This is a genomic window from Sphaerisporangium sp. NPDC049457 (genome assembly GCF_055586705.1).
Genome location: NZ_JBVJHR010000003.1, coordinates 159,049 through 178,907, shown reverse-complemented (window position 1 = coordinate 178,907; position 19,859 = coordinate 159,049). Strand labels below are relative to the sequence as shown.

Annotated in this window: 18 protein-coding genes and 1 tRNA gene; 15 read left to right on the top strand and 4 right to left on the bottom strand. The window is 69.2% G+C overall.

Going from position 1 to position 19,859, the window contains the following annotated elements; translation table 11 throughout:
- Positions 1-6 precede the first annotated feature (6 nt).
- Positions 7-1,437 (top strand): pyruvate kinase, encoded by a 1,431-nt coding sequence (gene pyk, locus ACZ6QO_RS06750; protein ID WP_465848364.1) that lies wholly within the window; start codon positions 7-9, stop codon positions 1,435-1,437.
- Between the two features lie 185 nt (positions 1,438-1,622).
- Here pyk and ACZ6QO_RS06745 read toward each other — a convergent pair.
- Positions 1,623-1,695: transfer RNA gene (locus ACZ6QO_RS06745), tRNA-Leu, on the bottom strand.
- Between the two features lie 50 nt (positions 1,696-1,745).
- Between ACZ6QO_RS06745 and ACZ6QO_RS06740 the strand changes: the two genes are divergently transcribed.
- From ACZ6QO_RS06740 to ACZ6QO_RS06715, 6 genes are all read left to right on the top strand, one after another.
- A complete protein-coding gene (locus ACZ6QO_RS06740; protein ID WP_465848363.1) occupies positions 1,746-2,336 on the top strand; it encodes an ANTAR domain-containing response regulator in 591 nt (196 codons plus the stop codon).
- Positions 2,337-2,643: 307 nt separating this feature from the next.
- Complete coding sequence (locus ACZ6QO_RS06735; RefSeq protein WP_465848362.1) at positions 2,644-3,834, top strand: branched-chain amino acid ABC transporter substrate-binding protein; 1,191 nt, start codon at positions 2,644-2,646, stop codon at positions 3,832-3,834.
- Between the two features lie 107 nt (positions 3,835-3,941).
- Positions 3,942-4,910 (top strand): branched-chain amino acid ABC transporter permease, encoded by a 969-nt coding sequence (locus ACZ6QO_RS06730; RefSeq protein ID WP_465848360.1) that lies wholly within the window; start codon positions 3,942-3,944, stop codon positions 4,908-4,910.
- Complete coding sequence (locus ACZ6QO_RS06725; protein WP_465848358.1) at positions 4,907-6,058, top strand: branched-chain amino acid ABC transporter permease; 1,152 nt, start codon at positions 4,907-4,909, stop codon at positions 6,056-6,058. Before ACZ6QO_RS06730 ends, ACZ6QO_RS06725 begins: the two co-directional genes overlap by 4 nt.
- Positions 6,055-6,837 (top strand): ABC transporter ATP-binding protein, encoded by a 783-nt coding sequence (locus ACZ6QO_RS06720; protein ID WP_465848357.1) that lies wholly within the window; start codon positions 6,055-6,057, stop codon positions 6,835-6,837. The genes ACZ6QO_RS06725 and ACZ6QO_RS06720 overlap by 4 nt, the downstream gene beginning before the upstream one ends.
- Positions 6,827-7,543: an ABC transporter ATP-binding protein gene (locus tag ACZ6QO_RS06715; protein ID WP_465848356.1), complete on the top strand. Its 717-nt coding sequence runs from the start codon at positions 6,827-6,829 to the stop codon at positions 7,541-7,543. The genes ACZ6QO_RS06720 and ACZ6QO_RS06715 overlap by 11 nt, the downstream gene beginning before the upstream one ends.
- Positions 7,544-7,620: 77 nt before the next feature.
- Here ACZ6QO_RS06715 and ACZ6QO_RS06710 read toward each other — a convergent pair whose 3' ends face one another.
- On the bottom strand, positions 7,621-8,175 hold the full coding sequence (locus ACZ6QO_RS06710; protein ID WP_465848355.1) for a DUF4352 domain-containing protein: 555 nt from the start codon (positions 8,173-8,175) through the stop codon (positions 7,621-7,623).
- A gap of 209 nt (positions 8,176-8,384) precedes the next feature.
- On the opposite strand from ACZ6QO_RS06710, the gene ACZ6QO_RS06705 reads away from it, so the two are divergent.
- Genes ACZ6QO_RS06705 through ACZ6QO_RS06695 form a run of 3 tightly spaced genes read left to right on the top strand, consistent with a single transcriptional unit; the run spans position 8,385 to position 10,874 of the window.
- Positions 8,385-9,221, top strand: a complete 837-nt coding sequence (locus tag ACZ6QO_RS06705) for an ABC transporter substrate-binding protein (RefSeq protein ID WP_465848353.1) — start codon at positions 8,385-8,387, stop codon at positions 9,219-9,221.
- A 4-nt stretch (positions 9,222-9,225) separates the two neighbouring features.
- Positions 9,226-10,077 (top strand): amino acid ABC transporter permease, encoded by an 852-nt coding sequence (locus ACZ6QO_RS06700; RefSeq protein ID WP_465848351.1) that lies wholly within the window; start codon positions 9,226-9,228, stop codon positions 10,075-10,077.
- Between the two features lie 5 nt (positions 10,078-10,082).
- Positions 10,083-10,874 carry an amino acid ABC transporter ATP-binding protein gene (locus ACZ6QO_RS06695; RefSeq protein WP_465848349.1) on the top strand — a complete coding sequence of 264 codons (792 nt, stop codon included), beginning with the start codon at positions 10,083-10,085 and terminating at the stop codon, positions 10,872-10,874.
- A 350-nt stretch (positions 10,875-11,224) separates the two neighbouring features.
- Here ACZ6QO_RS06695 and ACZ6QO_RS06690 read toward each other — a convergent pair whose 3' ends face one another.
- Positions 11,225-11,644, bottom strand: coding sequence for a PaaI family thioesterase (locus ACZ6QO_RS06690; RefSeq protein WP_465848660.1), 420 nt, complete (start codon positions 11,642-11,644; stop codon positions 11,225-11,227).
- A 71-nt stretch (positions 11,645-11,715) separates the two neighbouring features.
- On the opposite strand from ACZ6QO_RS06690, the gene polA reads away from it, so the two are divergent.
- Entirely contained in the window at positions 11,716-14,418 is a 2,703-nt protein-coding gene (gene polA / locus ACZ6QO_RS06685) for a DNA polymerase I (protein WP_465848347.1), read from the top strand.
- An 82-nt stretch (positions 14,419-14,500) separates the two neighbouring features.
- On the opposite strand, the gene ACZ6QO_RS06680 is transcribed toward polA, so the two are convergent.
- On the bottom strand, positions 14,501-15,298 hold the full coding sequence (locus tag ACZ6QO_RS06680) for a DUF2127 domain-containing protein (protein ID WP_465848346.1): 798 nt from the start codon (positions 15,296-15,298) through the stop codon (positions 14,501-14,503).
- 104 nt (positions 15,299-15,402) lie between these two features.
- Between ACZ6QO_RS06680 and ACZ6QO_RS06675 the strand changes: the two genes are divergently transcribed.
- From ACZ6QO_RS06675 to coaE, 4 genes are all read left to right on the top strand, one after another.
- Complete coding sequence (locus ACZ6QO_RS06675; RefSeq protein ID WP_465848344.1) at positions 15,403-16,485, top strand: polysaccharide deacetylase family protein; 1,083 nt, start codon at positions 15,403-15,405, stop codon at positions 16,483-16,485.
- A 221-nt stretch (positions 16,486-16,706) separates the two neighbouring features.
- On the top strand, positions 16,707-18,182 hold the full coding sequence (rpsA, locus tag ACZ6QO_RS06670) for a 30S ribosomal protein S1 (protein WP_465848343.1): 1,476 nt from the start codon (positions 16,707-16,709) through the stop codon (positions 18,180-18,182).
- 248 nt (positions 18,183-18,430) lie between these two features.
- On the top strand, positions 18,431-18,895 hold the full coding sequence (locus ACZ6QO_RS06665; protein WP_465848341.1) for a GNAT family N-acetyltransferase: 465 nt from the start codon (positions 18,431-18,433) through the stop codon (positions 18,893-18,895).
- A 154-nt stretch (positions 18,896-19,049) separates the two neighbouring features.
- A complete protein-coding gene (gene coaE, locus ACZ6QO_RS06660; protein WP_465848339.1) occupies positions 19,050-19,667 on the top strand; it encodes a dephospho-CoA kinase in 618 nt (205 codons plus the stop codon).
- Positions 19,668-19,859: the final 192 nt, after the last annotated feature.

Here is a 19,859-nt window from a genome sequence, read left to right as displayed (position 1 = left end):
GGACTTGTGAGTCGTCGAGCGAAGATTGTCTGCACACTGGGGCCCGCCACCTCATCTCCTGAGCGGCTGCGCGAGCTGATCGCCGCCGGGATGAACGTCGCGCGGTTCAACCTCAGCCACGGGAGCCACGAGCTCCACAAGGAGATCCACGGCCGGGTGCGGGAGGCGGCGGCCGAACTCGGCAAGGCCGTCGGCGTCCTCGCCGACCTGCAGGGGCCGAAGATCCGTGTAGGCCGCTTCGCCGAAGGGCCCGTGCGTCTCGGCTTCGGCGACGTCTTCACGATCACCACCGAGGACGTCCCCGGCGACCGCGCCATGGTCTCCACCACCTACGAGGGCCTGCCCTCCGACGTCAAGCCGGGCGACAAGATCCTCGTCGACGACGGCCGCCTGTGCCTGGAGGCCACCGAGGTCGACGGTCCCCGCGTGGTCACCAAGGTGCTCGTCGGCGGCATGATCTCCGACAACAAGGGCCTCAACCTGCCCGGCGTCGCCGTCTCCGCCCCCGCCCTCACCGACAAGGACGAGGAAGACCTGCGCTGGGCGCTGCGCACCGGCTTCGACATGATCGCGCTGTCGTTCGTGCGCAGTCCCGGCGACGCGCAGATCGTCCGCAGCATCATGGACGAGGAGGGCGTCCACCTGCCCCTCCTCGCCAAGATCGAGAAGCCGCAGGCGGTCGACTGCCTCGAAGAGATCGTCGACGCCTTCGACGGCATCATGGTCGCCCGCGGCGACCTCGGCGTGGAGCTCCCGCTGGAGCAGGTGCCGATCGTGCAGCGCCGCGCCATCGCCCTGGCCAGAGAGAAGGCCCACCCGGTCATCGTGGCCACCCAGATGCTCGACTCCATGATGAGCGCCCCCCGGCCCACCCGCGCCGAGGCCTCCGACGTCGCCTACGCCGTCATGGACGGCGCCGACGCCGTCATGCTCTCCGGCGAGACCTCGGTCGGCAGCTATCCCGTCGAGTCGGTCGCCACCATGGCCCGCATCGCCTCGGCCGCCGAGGCCGAGTCGCTGGAGGCCACCCACACCTTCGACAGGCTTCCCGAGACCACCGGCGGGGCCATCGCCCGCGCGGCGGCCGAGGTCGGCGCCATCGTCGGGGCCAAGGCCCTGTGCGCCTTCACCATGTCGGGCGAGACCGCGCGGCGCCTGGCCCGCTACCGCTCGCCGATCCCGCTGCTCGCCTTCACCTCCGCTCCGCAGGTGCGCGGCCAGCTCGCGCTCACCTGGGGCGTCGAGACCTTCGAGGTGCCGTTCGTGCACCACACCGACGACATGGTGCGTCAGGTCGAGTCGGCGCTGCTGTCGCTGGGCCGCTACGAGAAGGGCGACAAGGTCGTCATCGTCGCCGGCTCGCCCCCCGGGAACCACGGCTCCACCAACGCCCTGCGCGTCCACACCATCGGTTCGGCGGTGTCCAGCACCAGCTGACCTCAGCGGGCGATCACCGGCAGGCGGCCTTCGCGCCTGCCGGTGATCGGCGTTGGCGCGCTCGCCGGCGGGCGCGGCGGAAATCCCTCATCGGTGGGCGCGGCGGGGAGAGCCGTCGCCGGTGTGCGCAGTGTGCGCGGAAAGACGAACCGCGCGGCCTCGGCCGCGCGGTTTCGCCATGCAAGTGCCCCGAGTGGGATTCGAACCCACACTGTATGGATTTTGAGGCCATCGACTCTGCCGTTGGTCTATCGGGGCGCCGTGGTGCTCGTGTCCCTAATCTAGCGGACGTCGGTACTCTCTTGGTCGTGAGTACGCAGCGGCGAGTGGTGATCGCGGAAGATGAGGCGCTGATCCGCCTCGATTTGAAGGAGATGCTGGAAGAAGAGGGCTATGCCGTCGTCGGCGAGGCCGGTGACGGCGAGACGGCGATCAAGCTGGCCCTGGAGCAGCGCCCCGATCTGGTGATCCTCGACGTCAAGATGCCGATCCTCGACGGCATCTCGGCCGCCGAGCGCATCGCGTCCGAACGCGTGGCGCCGTGCCTGATCCTGACGGCGTTCTCCCAGCGCGATCTGGTCGAGCGGGCCAGGGACGCCGGGGCGATGGCCTACCTGGTCAAGCCGTTCACCAAGTCCGACCTGGTGCCGGCGATCGAGATGGCCGTGAGCCGGCACGAGGAGATCGCGGCGCTCGAGCGCGAGGTGTCGACCCTCGGCGAGCGGCTTGAGACGCGCAAGCTCGTCGAGCGGGCCAAGGGGCTGCTGATGGCCGAGCACGGCTGGAGCGAGCCGCAGGCCTTCCGGTGGATCCAGAAGGCGTCGATGGACCGTCGCATGAGCATGCGCCAGGTCGCCCAGGCCGTCGTGAGCGAGGCGAAGCCTCCTGAGGAGTCATGACCATGACTCCCGTCCCTGACGCCACGCCCCTCCGTTCTGTCAGTCCGGGCCGGCGCGGGGGCGATCGGCCGCTCACGAGCACGCGCGGTTGATCTTCGGTGACCCGCGCACCCACGATGTGACCTTTACTTTTCGTGCTGATCGCCGAAGAGGACCGGTGTGATAACGAAGCGGTAACGTGATGTGACTCTGTACCGACCTGTGACTTGAGCTGGGTGTAATGCCGTCATCGACCCCTGGCTCAGACTGCCAGGGTGGCTCTGTGAACCCGATCCCCCAAATGGGATCAGGCGAAAGGAAGGCAACCTTGCGGCCCAAGATTGCTCGCCTCGGGGGCGTGCTCGCCGTCGGTGTGGCACTTACCGTTGGTCTCGCCGCCTGTGGTGGCGACACGGGCTCGACGACCGGTGGCGGCGACTCCGCCGCGCCGAGCACGCTGAAGATCGGTTTCATGGGCGACCTGTCGGGTGAGAACTCCGGCATCGTCATCCCGCCGAGCAACGGCGCCCAGTTGGCCGTGGACGAGTACAACGCGACGAATCCCAAGGTCAAGATCGAGATGATCAAGTACGACAGCCGCGCCGACCCGACGACGGCCGTCAACCTCGCCCAGCAGGCCATCAAGAACGACAAGGTCGTCGGGCTGGTCGGCCCGGCGTTCTCCGGCGAGTCCAAGCAGGCCGTGCCGGTGCTGGAGGAGGCGAAGATCCCGAACGTCTCCGCCTCGGCCACCAACGTCGACCTCGCGAAGAACGGCTGGAAGTACTGGCACCGCGTGGTGCCGAACGACGGCGTGCAGGGCCCGGCCATCGCCGACTTCATCGCGGGCGCCGCGGCGGCCAAGAACGTCTTCGTGATCGACGACAAGTCCGAGTACGGCAAGGGGCTCGCCGACGCGGTCCGCGCCCAGCTCAAGACCAAGGGCGGCACGGTCACCGACGACGCGCTCGACCCGGCCGCCACCGACTACTCCTCGACGGTGAACAAGGTGGCCTCCGCCAAGCCGGACGCCATCTTCTTCGGCGGCTACTACGCCGCCGCGGGCAAGCTCATCAAGCAGCTGCGCGACAAGGGCGTGGACGCGAAGTTCTTCTCCGCCGACGGCTCGCTCGACAAGGGCCTCATCGAGAGCGCCGGCGCCCAGCAGGCCGAGGGCGTGCTCATCGGCTGCCCCTGCCGCATCCCGACCTCGGCCGAGACCGACGAGAAGGTCAAGAAGTTCGCCACCGACTACAAGGCGAAGTTCGGCGCCGACCCGCTCATCTACGCGACCGAGGGCTACGACGCCATGACGGCGTTCACCAAGGCCATCGCCGGCGGCGCCACCACCGCCGACGCGATCAACGAGGCCATTGGCAAGTCCGACTTCGACGGCATCTCCAAGCACATCAAGTTCGACCCCAGCGGTGAGCCCTCCGCCAAGTCGATCTACATGTACCAGGTCAAGGACGGCCAGATCGGCCTGCTCGGCGACACGACGACGGCCAAGCTCGGCTGACGGACGTTACGTCGACGGCCAGGTAATGAGGGGCGGGAAACGCAACGGCGCTCCCGCCCCTGTCCGTGTCCGACCTCGCGTGAAGGCTTCTTTGAAAGCGAAACTCCGTGTTCGATAACCTCCTCGGCTCCTTCTGGCCGTACACGATCGACGGCCTCATCCTGGGCGCGATCTACGGCCTCGTCGCTCTGGGCTACACGATGGTCTACGGCGTGCTGCGGCTCATCAACTTCGCGCACTCCGAGATCTTCATGATCGGCACCATGGCGTCGGCGTTCGTGGTGATGGCGCTCGGCATCACCACGCCGCTCACCGGGTTCGCCCTCGTCGGCGGCCTGCTGCTGATGGTGCTCGTGGGCGGCGCCGCCTCCGCCGGCTCGGCCATGCTGCTGGAACGCATCGCCTACCGGCCGCTGCGCAAACGCGGCGCCTCGCGCCTGGCCGCGCTCATCTCGGCCATCGGCGCCTCGCTCTTCCTCCAGGAGCTCTTCGCCCTGGTGCTCATCCCGCACGTGTTCAACCGTCCGCAGCAGGGCCGCAACCAGATGGGCGTGGCCCGCATCATGGAGAAGGACACCCTGTTCACGATCGGCGGCGCGCAGATCCGGGTGGACCAGGTCCTGATCTTCGTGGCGGCGATCGGCATGATGGTCCTGCTGGACCTGCTGGTGAACCGCACCAAGATCGGCCGCGGCATCCGCGCCACCTCCCAGGACCCCGAGACCGCGGTGCTGATGGGCGTGGACATCGACAAGATCGTGCGGATGACGTTCCTGATCGGTGGCCTGATGGCCGGCGTCGCCGGCGCCCTGTTCATCCTGCAGTTCGAGGTCACCAAGTTCTCCATCGGCTTCCTCCTCGGCATCAAGGCCTTCACGGCCGCGGTGCTCGGGGGCATCGGCAACCTACGTGGAGCGTTGCTCGGCGGCCTGTTCCTCGGTCTGATCGAGAACTACGGCGCCGCCGTCTTCGGCTCGGGATGGAAGGATGTCATCGCGTTCACGGTCCTCGTCCTGGTCCTGATGTTCCGGCCCACCGGCATCCTCGGTGAATCACTCCAGCAGGCGCGCGCATGAGCACGAATACGACGATCACCAACGGCAGGAACGCCTTCTCGGCGTTCATCGACGGCGTCCGCGACCGCTGGGCGGCCGCCCCTGGCTGGCAGCGCTGGACGCTCTATGTCCTGCTGTTCATCGGCGCGCTGCTGCTGCCCTCCGAGTCCCTCGGCCCGATCATGTCGCCGTACAGCGACTGGGCCAGCGTCCTGTTCTTCCCCATCGGCACGTACGTGGTCCTCGCGATCGGGCTCAACGTCGTCGTCGGCCAGGCCGGCCTGCTCGACCTCGGGTACGTGGCGTTCTTCGCCATCGGCGGCTACTCGATGGCCCTGCTCGGCACCCGCATGGGGCTGAACTTCTGGGAGATCCTCGTCGTCGGCGTGATCCTGTCGGCGCTGTCCGGAGTGGTGCTGGGCGGCCCGACGCTCCGCCTGCGGGGCGACTACCTGGCCATCGTCACCCTCGGCTTCGGTGAGATCGTCCGCCAGACGGCCGAGAACACCGACGCCATCGGCGGCCCGCGCGGCATCGCCGGCATCCCGCACCCGCCGAGCGTCGACGGGGTGACGGTCTTCGGCGTCGACATCTTCCACTACGGCGTCCTCGACCCGCGGCCGTACTACTACCTGCTGGTGGTGGTGGCCACCGCGATCATCATCTTCGTGAAGCGCTGGGAGAAGAGCCGGGTCGGCCGCGCCTGGGCCGCCATCCGCGAGGACGAGGACGCCGCCGAGGTCATGGGCGTGCCGACCTTCAAGTTCAAGCTGCTGGCCTTCGCCATCGGCGCGTCCATCGGCGGCGCCATGGGCGTCGTCTGGGCCTCCAAGACGATCTCGATCAACCCGAACGACTTCCTGTTCATGCTGTCGGCGACCATCCTGGCGGCGGTCGTGATGGGCGGCTCCGGCAACATCCCGGGGGTCATCCTGGGCGCCTTCCTCGTCGCCTGGCTGCCTGAGCGGTTCCGCGGGCTGTCCGAGTACCGCATCCTGGTGTTCGGCGCCGCGCTGGTGGCGTTGATGATCTTCCGTCCCGAGGGCCTGCTGCCTTCACGGCGGCGCAGAGCTGAGCTGGCGGAGGGAACGGGCGGCATGGGCGCCATGGGCGCGGAGGTCCCCGCGCCGGACGCCCACGCCGCGGCAGCCGAAGGGGCAGCGAAATGAGCGATCCGCGTCCGCTTCTGCAGCTGCAGAAGGTCAAGATGCAGTTCGGCGGCGTCACCGCGCTGCGCGAGGTGGAGCTGACGATCAACGAGGGCGAGATCTTCGCGCTCATCGGGCCGAACGGCGCGGGCAAGACGACGGTGTTCAACGTCGTCACCGGCGTCTACCGCCCGACGTCCGGCCAGGTGGTGTTCGACGGCGACCGCATCGACGGCATGAAGCGCTTCAAGGTCACCAAGCGCGGCATCGCCCGCACGTTCCAGAACATCCGGCTGTTCCACAACATGTCCGCGCTGGAGAACGTCATGGTGGGCGCCGACGCCCACCACCGCGCCGGCATGTTCAGCGCGGCGCTCGGCCTGCCCTGGCACCGGCACGAAGAGCGTGACGGCAAGGCCCTGGCCCTCGAACTGCTGGAGTTCGTGGGCATCGCCAGCCGCGCCGAGGAGACGGCCAAGAACCTTCCCTACGGCGACCAGCGGCGACTGGAGATCGCGCGGGCGCTCGCGACCAAGCCCAAGCTCCTGCTGCTGGACGAGCCCGCGGCGGGCATGAACCCGGCCGAGAAGGAGTCCCTGCAGGGCCTGATCCGCAAGATCCGCGACGCCGGGCGCACGGTGCTGCTGATCGAGCACGACATGGCCCTGGTCATGGGCATCAGCGACCGCATCGCGGTGCTGGACTTCGGGCAGAAGATCGCCGACGGTCTGCCCGCCGAGGTGCAGAACGACCCGCGGGTCATCGAGGCGTACTTGGGGGCTCCCGCAGATGCTTCTTGAAGTGAAGGACATGCACGTCCACTACGGCAAGATCGAGGCGATCAAGGGCATCTCGCTCGAAGTGGCCGAAGGGGAGATCGTCACCCTCATCGGCGCCAACGGCGCCGGCAAGACGACGACCCTCAAGACCATCTCGGGCCTGCGGCCCCTGTCGTCGGGCACGGTGACCTTCGATGGCAAGGACATCAGCAAGCTGCCCGGTCACAAGCGCGTGCTGGCGGGCATCGGTCAGTCTCCGGAGGGCCGCGGCGTCTTCCCGGGCATGACGGTCACCGAGAACCTCCTGATGGGCGCCTACACCCGCAGCGATGACCTGACCAAGGACCTGGACGAGGTCTTCGAGCTGTTCCCCCGGCTGGCCGAGCGCAAGAACCAGGCGGGCGGCACGATGTCCGGCGGCGAGCAGCAGATGGTCGCCATCGGCCGCGCCCTGATGAGCAAGCCGAAGGTCCTGCTGCTCGACGAGCCGTCGATGGGCCTGGCCCCGATGCTGGTCGCCCAGATCTTCTCGATCATCAAGGAGATCAACAACCGGGGCACCACCGTGCTGCTGGTCGAGCAGAACGCCCAGCAGGCGCTCCAGCTCGCCCACCGGGCGTACGTCCTCGAGACCGGGCGGGTGGTGAAGTCGGCCGCAGCGTCAGAGCTGCTCGACGACCCCCAGGTGCGCGAGGCCTACCTCGGCGGCGAACTCGGCGCCCACTGACGGCGCACACGGGAGTCGCCGCGACGTCCCTGGCGGCCCGGCCGGACACCTCCGGCCGGGCCGTCGCGCGTCCCGGCTCAGCGGATCGTCACCTCGACGCCCTTGGACGGGCCGATGACGCCGAGCGGAGGCTCGCCGAAGAACCGCATCTTGGTGATCTGGACGTTTTTGGGCACGTCGAACCACAGGTCGAACTCCATGCGCACGAAGCTGCCGACCGCGATCTCGAAGGGCTGGCGCTTGGTGGTCTGGGCGGCGAAGTCGATGTGGAAGGCGCGGCCGTCGGAGGCGACCGCCTGCTGCTGCCGGGCGTCGAACTTCTGGTTGCTGCGGTCGATGCTCTCGATGAGGACGCGGACGCGGACGTACTGTCCCTTGGCCGGCCATTCGGCGTGACTGCCCACCAGGCTGGGCATGCCGTCGCGGAACGCCAGGACGCGAAAGCGCATCAGGCCGTCCGTCACGACCGGGGCCTTGATCACCGTCTCGTCCGGACGCGCGGTCTGCGCGGGGATCAGGTACGTGGGGGAGGGCTTCGGCGCCGGAGTGCCGGCGCCGCCGGGGGAACCGGAGGAACCGGAGGAACCGGAGCAGCCGGACAGGGACAGCGCTGCGATGAGCGTTAAGCACACCAGGGGGAGAGGCGCCCGCACGATCGCACTCTAACCCGCCGATGATCTCGGAGTGCCAGGCCGCATGATGTGTTGTGCGATCGTTTCTTTCCGGTAATACCCCTGGTGACCAGGTGCGGGACCATGGCCAGGGTTACGGTAACTTAACTTAACTCCGACATACAGCTAAAGAGGAGGACGTTGTGGTCTTTTGGTCCAAGCGTCGCCGTATGACATCAATCGGGGCGCTCGCCGTGGGCGCCGCGTGCCTTCTCTCCGCCTGCGGCGGCGGATCGGACACCGGTGCCACCGCCTCCAACGCGCCCGCCGGAAGCGCCCCGGCGGCGTCGGAGATCAAGCTGATCAAGCCCGGCAAGCTCACGACGTGCACCAACCTGCCCTATGAGCCGTTCCAGTTCAAAGAGGGCGACAAGGTGGTCGGCTTCGACGTCGACATCGTCGACCTGGCGGCCAAGAAGCTCGGTGTGACGCAGGACATCGTGGACATCGACTTCGCGGTGATCAAGAGCGGCGCGGCCATGGCCGCCGGCAAGTGCGACGTCGCCGCTGCGGGCATGACGATCACCGATGAGCGCAAGAAGAACATCCTGTTCTCCGACCCCTACTTCGACGCCACGCAGGCCCTGCTGGCCAAGAAGGGCACCGGCGCCAAGTCCCTGGACGACGTCAAGGCCAAGGGCCTCAAGCTCGGCGCGCAGGCCTCGACCACCGGCCTGGACTACGTCAAGGAGAAGGGCTTCGACCCCACCGAGTTCGCCGACTCCCCGAAGGAACTGCTCGGGCTGCAGTCCGGCCAGGCCGACGTGATCGTCCAGGACCTGCCCGTCGTGCTCACCTGGCTGAAGAAGCCCGAGATCGCCGACAAGTTCGAGCTGATCGCGAGCCTCGACACCGGCGAGCAGTACGGCATCGGCATGAAGAAGGGCAACGACGCCCTCGCCAAGGTGATCAACGAGGAGATCGCCAAGGCCAAGTCCGACGGCACCTACGAGCAGATCTTCGTCAAGTGGTTCGGCAAGAAGCCCGGCGAGCTCGGAGCCTCCTGATTCCATGGCCGACCAGTCCATGACGGCCGAGCCGGCCGGACCCGCCGGGCCGTCGCCCGGCGGGTCCCGGCTCAGCCCTCGGAAGAAGCAGCGGATCAGCCGCGGCGTCCAGTACGTCCTGCTCGTCCTCGCGCTCGTCGCGGTCGTGCTCCTGACCAACTGGCAGGGGCTCGCCGAGAACTTCGCCAAGATGGACGTGGCGCGGCAGGCGTTCCCCGACCTGTTCACGGTCGCGCTCAGGAACACCATCGTCTACACCGTCGGAGGCTTCGTCTTCGGCTCCATCGGCGGGCTCGTGCTGGCCCTCATGCGGATGAGCTCCGTGCGGCCGTACCGGTGGATCGCCGTGATCTACATCGAGATCTTCCGCGGCCTGCCGGCGCTGCTGATCTTCCTGCTCATCCTCTTCCTGCCGCTCGCGCTGCCCGGGTTCGAGGTGCCGGGCGGCACGTACGGGCAGGGCATCCTCGGCCTGACGATCGTCAGCGCGGCGTACATGGCCGAGACGCTGCGGGCCGGCCTGCAGGCCGTCCCCAAGGGGCAGGCCGAGGCGGCGCGCTCGCTCGGCATGTCCCACAGCGGCGCGATGGTGTCGGTGGTCATCCCGCAGGCGATCCGCATCGTCATCCCGCCGACCACCAACCAGTTCGTCGCGCTGCTCAAGGACTCCTCGCTGGTGCTGTTCCTCGGCGTCAGCGGCGAGTACGTCGAGCTGACCAAGTTCGGCAACGACCTGGCGTCGACGACGGCCAACGCCACGCCCATCATGGTGGTGGGCCTGACGTACCTGATGGTCACCATTCCGCTGGGGTATCTGGCGGGACGCCTCGAGAAGCGTCAGGCGAAGGGACGGTGACGGCGATGGCGCACGTGGTCGAGATCAAGGACCTGCACAAGTCCTTCGGCGAGCTCGAAGTGCTCAAGGGCATCGACTTCACGGTCGACCAGGGTCATGTCGTCTGCATCATCGGCCCGTCAGGGTCGGGCAAATCGACGCTGCTCAGATGCGTCAACCTGCTGGAGCAGCCGACCAAGGGCACGGTGCGCGTCGGCGGGGTCGAACTGACCGATCCCGACGTCGACATCGACGCGGCACGGCGCAGGCTCGGCATGGTCTTCCAGTCGTTCAACCTGTTCCCGCACATGACGGTGCTGCAGAACGTCATGATCGCCCAGCGGCGGGTGCTCAAGCGGGGCAAGGCCGAGGCCGAGCGCGTCGCGCGGGACAACCTGGCGAAGGTCGGCGTCGCCGAGAAGTGCGACGCCTTCCCGCCCCAGCTGTCGGGCGGCCAGCAGCAGCGCGTGGCGATCGCCCGCGCGCTCGCCATGGACCCCGACCTCATGCTGTTCGACGAGCCGACGTCCGCGCTGGACCCCGAGCTCGTGGGGGACGTGCTGTCGGTCATGCGCAAGCTCGCCCGCGACGGCATGACGATGCTGGTGGTCACGCACGAGATGAGCTTCGCGCGGGAGGTCGCCGACCGCGTGGTGTTCATGGACGGCGGGGTGGTCGTCGAGGAGGGGCCGCCGGAGCAGGTGATCGGCGCGCCGCGGCACGACCGCACGCGCACGTTCCTGCGGCGGGTGCTCGACCCGACGCACTCGGACGACGACGCGCCGGGCGCCGAGGAGACCGCGGCCCCGGCCCGGTAGACCTCACGGCGCCCTGACCCGGCCCCCGCACGGCCCCTGCCGGCGGGGGCCGTAGCGTCTCTGGGGCCCGCAGGTGTTCTGAGACCGGCGCCGACAGGCCTTCCCGCCCGGACCGGAAAGCCCGGAGGCGTGCGGCGCGGGCCCGCAAGGGGTGTTCCCGGGCCTGGAAGGGGTCTTCCAGGGCCCTGGAACGCTACGAACCCGCGGGTGGTCTTTGGGGCCATGTAGGGCTTCCCCGGCCGCACACGTTGTCTACTCGACCACCCACGGGCTCTGGCGTCACAACGCTAGCGAGCTATGTGGCTCCCGTGCAAAGAGAGTGGCAAATCGTAGCCTGATACGGCCGAATATCACTGCGCGTCACGGAGCATGCAGGTGAGTCGCGAAGTGCAGACGCGGCGGCCCTGATCGTCGGTGATCTCGATCTCGTAGGTGGCGATGGTGCGGCCGCCGTGGACGCGGGTGGCCACCCCGGTCACGTGGCCGGAGGTCGCCGCCCGGTGGTGCGTCGCGTTGATCTCGACGCCGACCGCCCGGCGCCCCGGCCCGGCGTGCACGGCGGCGCCGGTGGAGCCGATGGTCTCGGCCAGCACGCAGGAGGCCCCGCCGTGCAGCAGGCCGTACGGCTGGGTGTTGCCCTCGACCGGCATGCGCGCGACCACGCGCTCGGCGGCGACCTCCAGGAACTCGATGCCCATGGTGGCGATCAGGGCGCCTTTGTGGTCGCCGTGGTACACCGCGTCGAGGCGGGCCTGATCCTCGGGGTTCATCATGGTCAAAGGGAGGCCTCCACTTGCACAGCCCTGGGTGTTCTGTCGTACATGGAGACTAGGCTGCGGGTGTGCCGAAGAAGGAACCGACCCCCTCCCGCCCCTGCCTGCTCCTGCTGGACGGGCACTCGCTCGCGTACCGCGCTTTTTATGCGCTGAAGGACGCGAACCTCATGACGACCGAGGGCCAGCACACCGAGGCGGTGTACGGCTTCACCTCGATGTTGATCAATGTCCTGCGCGACGAGAAGCCGACCCACGTCGTCGTCTGCTTCGACCGGTCAGAGCCCACCTTCCGGCACGAAGCCTACGACCAGTACAAGGCCAACCGGCAGGAGACCCCTGAGGATTTCCGCGGCCAGGTCAGCCTGATCTTCGAGGTGCTCGACGCGCTGCGCCTTCCCTACCTGTCCCTCGCCGGCTACGAGGCCGACGACCTCATCGCGACGCTCGCCACCCGGGCCGCCGAGCGCGACATGAACGTCCTGATCGTCACGGGCGACCGCGACGCCCTCCAGCTGGTGAACGACCGCATCACCCTGCTGATGACCCGCCGCGGCATCAGCGACATGACGCGCTTCGACCCCGGCGCCGTCGTCGACAAGTACGGGCTCACCCCCGAGCAATATCCCGACTTCGCCGCGCTGCGCGGCGACCCGAGCGACAACCTGCCCAACATCCCCGGCGTGGGCGAGAAGACCGCAGCCAAGTGGGTCAAAGAGTTCGGCTCGCTGAACGCGCTGGTCGACCGGGTGGACGAGGTCAAGGGCAAGGTCGGCGACAAGCTGCGCGAGCACCTCGGCCAGGTCATCCACAACCGCCAGCTCACCGAGCTGCGCCGCGACGTCCCTCTCGACGTCGACGTCGACGAGCTCAAGATGGGCAAGTGGGATCGCGACGAGATCCACAAGCTGTTCGACACGCTCCAGTTCCGCGTGCTGCGCGACCGCCTCTACCAGAGCATCGGCACCGCCGAGCCCGAGGCCGAGTCCGGCTTCGAGGTCGAGGTCGCCACGCTCGGCCCCGACGAGGTCGAGGCGTGGCTCGCGGCCATGCCCGAGGGGCGGGCGGGCCTGGCGGTCAAGGGCTCCTACGGCAGCGGCACGGGCACCATCGAGGGCCTGGCCATCGCCGTGCCCGCCGACGGCCAGGGGCGGCAGCGCGCCGCGCACCTCGACCTCACCGCGCTCACCCAGGCCGACGAGACGGCACTCGCCCGGTGGCTGGCCGACGAGTCCCGGCCCAAGGCCCTGCACGACGCCAAGGGGCCGCTGCTGGCCCTGTGGGCACACGGCCTCGACCTGCGCGGCCTCACCTGCGACACCGCCCTGGCGGCCTATCTGGCGATGCCGGGGCAGCGCTCGTTCCCCCTCGACGACCTCGTGCTGCGCTATCTGCACCGCGAGCTGCGCGCCGAGGCCGACACCGGCGGCCAGGCGGCCCTGTTCGACGACCCCGCCGACAACGCGGGGGAGGAGCTAGCCGTCCGCGCGCAGGCCGTGCGCGATCTCGCCGACGCCCTTGAGGCCCACCTGGAGCCCCGGGGCGGCATCCGGCTGATGCGCGACGTCGAGCTTCCGCTGGTGCGCGTGCTCGCCGAGCTCGAACGCGCCGGCATCGCCGCCGACCGCGACTACTTCACCGGGCTGGAGGCCGAGTTCGGCGCCGCCGTCAAGCAGGCCGTCGAAGAGGCTCACCGCGTCGTCGGCGAGCAGTTCAACCTGGGCTCGCCCAAGCAGCTCCAAGAGATCCTGTTCGTCAAGCTCGGGCTGCCCAAGACCAAGAAGATCAAGACCGGGTACACCACGGACGCCGACGCCCTGGCGACCCTGGCCACCCAGACCGACAACGAGCTGCCGACGATCCTGCTGCGTCACCGCGACCAGACCAAGCTGCGCACCACCGTCGAGGGCCTGATCAAGGAGGTCGGCGACGACGGGCGCATCCACACCACCTACAACCAGATCATCGCGGCGACCGGGCGCCTGTCGTCGGAGAAGCCCAACCTGCAGAACATCCCGATCCGCACGGCCGAGGGCCGGCGCATCCGCCAGGGCTTCGTCGTCGGCGAGGGGTACGAGACGCTGCTGACGGCCGACTACAGCCAGATCGAGCTGCGCATCATGGCCCACCTCTCGCAGGACGAGGCGCTCATCGCCGCCTTCGAGTCCGGGCACGACTTCCACAAGGCGACCGCGGCCCGGGTGTTCGACCTGCCGCCCGAGCAGGTCGACGGCGAGCTGCGCGCCCGCATCAAGGCGATGAACTACGGCCTGGCCTACGGCCTGTCCGACTTCGGGCTCGCCGGCCAGCTCACCATCCCCGTCGCCGAGGCCCGCGCGCTCAAAGAAGAGTATTTCGAGGAGTTCGGCGGGGTCCGCGACTACCTCGGGGCGATCGTCGCCCAGGCCCGCCACGACGGTTACACCGAGACCATCCTCGGCCGCCGCCGCTACCTGCCCGATCTCACCAGCGACAACCGCCAGCGCCGCGAGATGGCCGAGCGCATGGCGCTCAACGCGCCCATCCAGGGCTCGGCGGCCGACATCATCAAGGTCGCCATGCTCAACGTGCAGCGCGCCCTGCACGACCAGGGGCTGCGCTCGCGCATGCTGCTGCAGGTCCACGACGAGCTCGTCTTCGAGGTGGCCTCCGGCGAGATGGAGCCGCTGCGCGAGCTGGTGGTCGCCCAGATGTGCGACGCCTACCACCTTCGCGTCCCGCTGGACGTCTCAGTGGGCACCGGCCGCACCTGGCAGGACGCCGGCCACTGACGCCCCCGCGTTCGGTTGAAGGTGGCGGGGGTGACGCCCCCGCCTGTAGTCGGAGGTGTGGCGGAGGTGACGCCCCCCGCCTTCAGTCGGAGGCGGCGGGGGCGGGGTGGCGGTGGGCCGGCAGCGACCGCTGCACGGCCGCCGCCTCCACCTCCAGCAGGCTGGTCTCGTGCCGTTCGGCCTCGTGCGCGGCACGCCCGCCCCGCAGGCCGAACAACCGCTTCGACAGCAAGATGTACAGCACGGCCGCCAGGTTGATCAGCAGGATGACGCCCCTGAGCCAGGTGACCTTCTCGACCAGCTCGTAGACCTCGATCGGGACGAACAGCGACGTCGCCACCACCGCGAAGTACTCGCCCCAGCGCTTGAGCAGCCACAGACCGGCGCCCTCGGTCAGCAGCAGCGCCCCGAAGACCAGCAGGCCGAGCCCGATCCAGGTCAGCGTGCGGGTCTCGGCGCTCAGTACGGTGCGCAGCGTGTGCACCACGCCGGAGTCCTCCAGATTCCAGCCCAGCTTGTCGGCCAGCGGCCGCAGCAGCGGCAGGTCCTGTTCGAAGGCCAGGCCGATGGCGTCCTGGTGGGCGCGGAACCGCCAGATGCCGAACGCCGCCCCGAGCACGAGCAGCCCCTTGCCCCACCGGAGCACGGCGAGCAGACGCAGGATCGTGGCGTCGCGCAGGGCCTTGCCGCGCAGCACGATGGGCGCCTCGTCGGCCGGCCCTGTGCCGTGCGGCGCGCCAAGGGTGAAGTCTCCACACCTCAGGCAGCGCCACGCCTCGCCGAGGGCCGTGTCGGCCCGCAGACGCCCGCGAAGCGCCGCCTCGGTGGGCGCGTAGGTGACATGGCCGTGGCGGCCGCAGGCCCGCAGACTCCAGTTCACGAGCAAATTTCAACACATGAGCGGCGTGTGCGTCGGATCGCCACGAGGTCGAATGGTCTGTCCTAGGGTGAATGCCGACCAGCCGTCCGATCCAGGAGACACCCGTGCGCAGCACGCCCGGCCTGACCACCGTCATCGGCATCGTGAACGTCGGTGTGATGATCATTGCCGTCGTGGCGCTGCTCGTGCTGCCGTTCGGCGACGGCACGCCGGACGACAAGCCCACGGCGGTCCCGTCGCGCGCGGTCCCCTCGTCGCCGCCCACTCCGGTGCCCGCCTCGGCGGCCACCGCGGAGTCCGCCCGGCGGGTCCACGCCAACGAGCTCGGCGCCATACCGGTGATCATGTACCACCGGATCTTGAAGAAGCGCCGCGCCTCGATCGACCGCACCCCGTCGCAGCTGCGCGCCGAGCTGGAGCGGCTGGCCTCCGGCGGTTACGTGCCGATCACGGCGGCGGAGTTCGCGGCGGGCCTCATCGACATCCCGGCCGGCGCCCACCCGGTCGTGCTGACCTTCGACGACGGCCACCCCTCGCACTTCGCCCTGGACTCCGCCGGCGCGCCGAAGAAGGACACCGTGGTGCGCATCATCTACGACGTGGCGGCCGAGCACCCGGGCTTCCGGCCGGTGGCGACCTTCTACGTGAACAAGACCCCGTTCGGCCTGACCGGGCGCGACCGCCAGGCGGCGGCCGTGCGATGGCTGGTCGACCGCGGCTTCGAGGTGGCCAACCACACCCTCGGCCACCCCGACCTGCGCCGGCTGAGCAAGAAGCGGGTGACCGAGGCGATCGGCCGCCAGGAGCGCCTGCTGCGGGAGCTCGGCGCCCCCGCGTCCACGACCTTCGCCCTGCCCTACGGCAGCGTCCCCAAGAAGCGCTCGGCGGCCAGGAAGGGAACGTGGAAGGGGACCTCCTTCGACTTCCGGGCCGTCTTCCTGGCCGGGGCGGAACCGGCGATTTCGCCCTACGCGAAGGACTACGACCGGTACGACATCTCGCGAATCCAGTCGAACGGCAAAAAAGGGGAATGCCGCAAGTGGTGCTCTCAGTACTGGTTGCAGTGGCTCGACAAGCACCCTGATAGGCGGTACACCTCCGACGGGGATCCCATCCACATCTCCATGCCTCGTCGACTTGCCGGTAGAATTTCGGCAAAGCTCGACGGGGTGAAGATCGCTTACTAGGGGCTTGCGGGGTTATGCGGGTGAGCGCCGGATTGACCACGCCCGCGTACTCTCATATGCTGATCGCTGCGCTGTGGGCTCGCGCGCGCCTCGGACGGAGCGGGCTCGCGCTCGGTCACGTCGACCACGGGTCATCCGACCATCTTCGGCTTGAGCGATAGACAGGGCCTGCCGCGCGTCCGCCACATCGACATCTGTCCGCGTTCGGAGCAATTCCACACATGACGAGCAGCACTGAGGCCACCTCGAGCACCCCGCAGGTAGCGGTCAATGACATCGGTTCCGAGGAGGCCTTCCTCGCCGCGATCGACGAGACCATCAAGTACTTCAACGACGGCGACATCGTCGAAGGCACCGTCGTCAAGGTCGATCGAGACGAGGTCTTGCTCGACATCGGCTACAAGACCGAGGGTGTCATCCCCTCGCGCGAGCTCTCGATCAAGCACGATGTCGACCCGGCCGAGGTCGTCGAGGTCGGAGAGCACGTCGAGGCCCTGGTCCTCCAGAAGGAGGACAAGGAAGGCCGGCTGATCCTCTCCAAGAAGCGCGCACAGTACGAGCGCGCCTGGGGCACGATCGAGAAGATCAAGGACGAGGACGGCATCGTCACCGGCACGGTCATCGAGGTCGTCAAGGGCGGTCTGATCCTCGACATCGGCCTGCGCGGCTTCCTGCCGGCCTCCCTGGTGGAGATGCGCCGGGTCCGCGACCTGCAGCCGTATGTCGGCCGCGAGCTCGAGGCCAAGATCATAGAGCTGGACAAGAACCGCAACAACGTGGTCCTGTCCCGCCGCGCCTGGCTCGAGCAGACCCAGTCGGAGGTCCGCCAGACCTTCCTCAACACCCTGCAGAAGGGTCAGGTCCGCAAGGGCGTCGTCTCCTCGATCGTCAACTTCGGCGCATTCGTGGACCTCGGCGGCGTCGACGGCCTGGTCCACGTCTCCGAGCTTTCCTGGAAGCACATCGACCACCCCTCCGAGGTGGTCGAGGTCGGCCAGGAGGTCACCGTCGAGGTTCTCGACGTCGACATGGAGCGCGAGCGCGTCTCCCTGTCGCTCAAGGCGACGCAGGAAGACCCCTGGCAGCAGTTCGCCCGCACCCACCAGATCGGCCAGGTCGTCCCCGGGCGCGTCACCAAGCTGGTGCCGTTCGGTGCGTTCGTCCGCGTCGAGGAGGGCATCGAGGGCCTGGTCCACATCTCCGAGCTGGCCGAGCGCCACGTCGAGATCCCCGAGCAGGTCGTCCAGGTCGGCGACGAGATCTTCGTGAAGATCATCGACATCGACCTCGACCGTCGTCGCATCTCGCTGTCGCTCAAGCAGGCGAACGAGGGTGCGATGGGCGCCGACGTCGAGTTCGACCCCACGCTGTACGGCATGGCGGCGACCTACGACGAGCAGGGCAACTACATCTACCCCGACGGGTTCGACCCCGAGACGGGCGAGTGGCTCGAGGGCTACGAGAAGCAGCGCGAAGAGTGGGAGCGGCAGTACGCCGAGGCCCAGACTCGCTTCGAGGCCCACAAGTCGCAGGTCGAGAAGGCGCGCGCGGAGGAGGCGGAGGCCGCTGGGCCGTCGTCCTACTCCGGCGAGACGCCGCCCGCCTCCGGCGGTGGCGCGGCTCCGGCCGCGGGCGCCCTGGCCTCCGACGAGGCCCTGGCCGCCCTCCGCGAGAAGCTCGCGGGTGGCCAGAGCTGACGCTCTGAGATCAAGGAAGGGCCCCACTCCGGTGGGGCCCTTTTCTCGTGCCCGGCCCCTCCTTTCCGCACCTGGCCGCTTCCCCGCGTCGGCGGTCGCGCTCGGCGGGGCCTGTGCGGCCGTGTGCCGGTCGCTGGCGCGTCGCCGGCACCCGACGGACATTCAGGGCATCCGGCCGGAGGCGTCCTTCAGGCGGCCTTTGGCCGCCGGCGGGACGGTGTCCCCGCGGCGCCCCCTACAGTGGGCGCGTGACGCCGATCGAACGGGCCCGGCCCGAGGACGCCGGGGAGATCCTCACCCTTCAGCGCGCGGCCTACGTGGTCGAGGCACAGCTGTACGGAGACCCGTTCATCGCGCCGCTGGTGGAGTCGCTGGAGGGCGTGCGCGGGGCCATCGAGTCGGGGACGGTGCTCAAGGCCGTCGATGCCGGCCGCGTCGTCGGCTCGGTGCGCGGCCGTCAGGGTGACCGCGCCGGGCTCATCGGCCGGCTCGTGGTGGCCCCCGACCGGCAGGGCCAAGGGCTCGGCACCGCCCTGATGCGGGCGATAGAGGACGAGATGAGCGCCCGGGTGGAGGCGTTCGACCTGTTCACCGGGCATCTGTCAGAGGGGAACCTGCGGCTGTACCGCCGCCTCGGCTACCGCGAGACCCGGCGCGAGCGCGTACACGAGCACCTCACCATGGTCTACATGCGCAAGCCGTCGAACCCCTGACCACGCTCCGCCTCCGCGGGCGGTCGAACACCTGACCACGGTCCGCACGCGCGGGCGGTCGAACACCTGACCACGGTCCGCACGCGCGGGCGGTCGAACACCTGACCACGGTCCGCACGCGCGGGCGGTCCTGAGGTTGGCTACGCTTCCGTGCATGCTGAAGGTCGGGCTCACTGGCGGCATCGGGTCGGGCAAGAGCGAGGTGGCCCGGCGCCTGGCCGAGCGCGGGGCGGTGGTCATCGACGCCGACAAGATCGCGCGTGAGGTGGTCGAGCCCGGCACCAGCGGCCTGGCGCTCATCGAGGCGGCGTTCGGCTCCGAGGTGCTGCGCGAGGACGGCTCGCTCGACCGCGAGAAGCTCGGGCGCATCGTGTTCGCCGACTCGGGCAAGCTCGCCCGCCTGAACGAGATCGTGCACCCGAGGGTCGGCGAGCGTGTCGCCGAACTGCAGGACGCGGCGCCCGCGGACGCCGTCCTGGTCTACGACGTGCCGCTGCTCGCCGAGAACAACCTGGCCCCGATGTACGACGTCGTGATCGTGGTGGACGCCTCGGACGAGACCCGCCTCGCCCGTCTCACCGGCGTGCGCGGCATGGCCGAGCAGGACGCCCTCGCCCGCATCAGGGCCCAGGCCACCCGCGAGGACCGGCTGAGGATCGCCGACATCGTCATCCCGAACGAGGGCGGCCTCGACGACCTCGACGCCCGGGTGAACGAGGTGTGGGCCCGCCTGCGCGAGCGCCGCGACGCGGGCGACTCCCGCCCGGCCTGACCGCCGAGGCCGTAGGCCCGGCGCCCGGCGCCCGGCGAGAATCGATCACGGCACGTGCCGTACCTGCTCACCGGAGCATGTCTGGCCCTGTCCGCTGTGGGCGCCGCGGTCGCGGCCCTGCTGCTCACCGCCTGGCCGTGCGTGCCCCGCCACAACGCACCGGACGGGCGCCCGATCGGGCGGCCGGTGCGC

What these genes read in the sequence shown, in the direction of transcription:
- ACZ6QO_RS06725 (WP_465848358.1), top strand. Translation starts at nt 4,907, where the DNA reads ATGAGCACGAATACGACGATCACCAACGGCAGGAACGCCTTCTCGGCG.
- ACZ6QO_RS06720 (WP_465848357.1), top strand. Translation starts at nt 6,055, where the DNA reads ATGAGCGATCCGCGTCCGCTTCTGCAGCTGCAGAAGGTCAAGATGCAG.
- ACZ6QO_RS06715 (WP_465848356.1), top strand. Translation starts at nt 6,827, where the DNA reads ATGCTTCTTGAAGTGAAGGACATGCACGTCCACTACGGCAAGATCGAG.
- ACZ6QO_RS06705 (WP_465848353.1), top strand. Translation starts at nt 8,385, where the DNA reads ATGACATCAATCGGGGCGCTCGCCGTGGGCGCCGCGTGCCTTCTCTCC.
- ACZ6QO_RS06700 (WP_465848351.1), top strand. Translation starts at nt 9,226, where the DNA reads ATGGCCGACCAGTCCATGACGGCCGAGCCGGCCGGACCCGCCGGGCCG.
- ACZ6QO_RS06695 (WP_465848349.1), top strand. Translation starts at nt 10,083, where the DNA reads ATGGCGCACGTGGTCGAGATCAAGGACCTGCACAAGTCCTTCGGCGAG.
- ACZ6QO_RS06690 (WP_465848660.1), bottom strand. Translation starts at nt 11,644, where the DNA reads ATGAACCCCGAGGATCAGGCCCGCCTCGACGCGGTGTACCACGGCGAC.
- rpsA (WP_465848343.1), top strand. Translation starts at nt 16,707, where the DNA reads ATGACGAGCAGCACTGAGGCCACCTCGAGCACCCCGCAGGTAGCGGTC.
- coaE (WP_465848339.1), top strand. Translation starts at nt 19,050, where the DNA reads ATGCTGAAGGTCGGGCTCACTGGCGGCATCGGGTCGGGCAAGAGCGAG.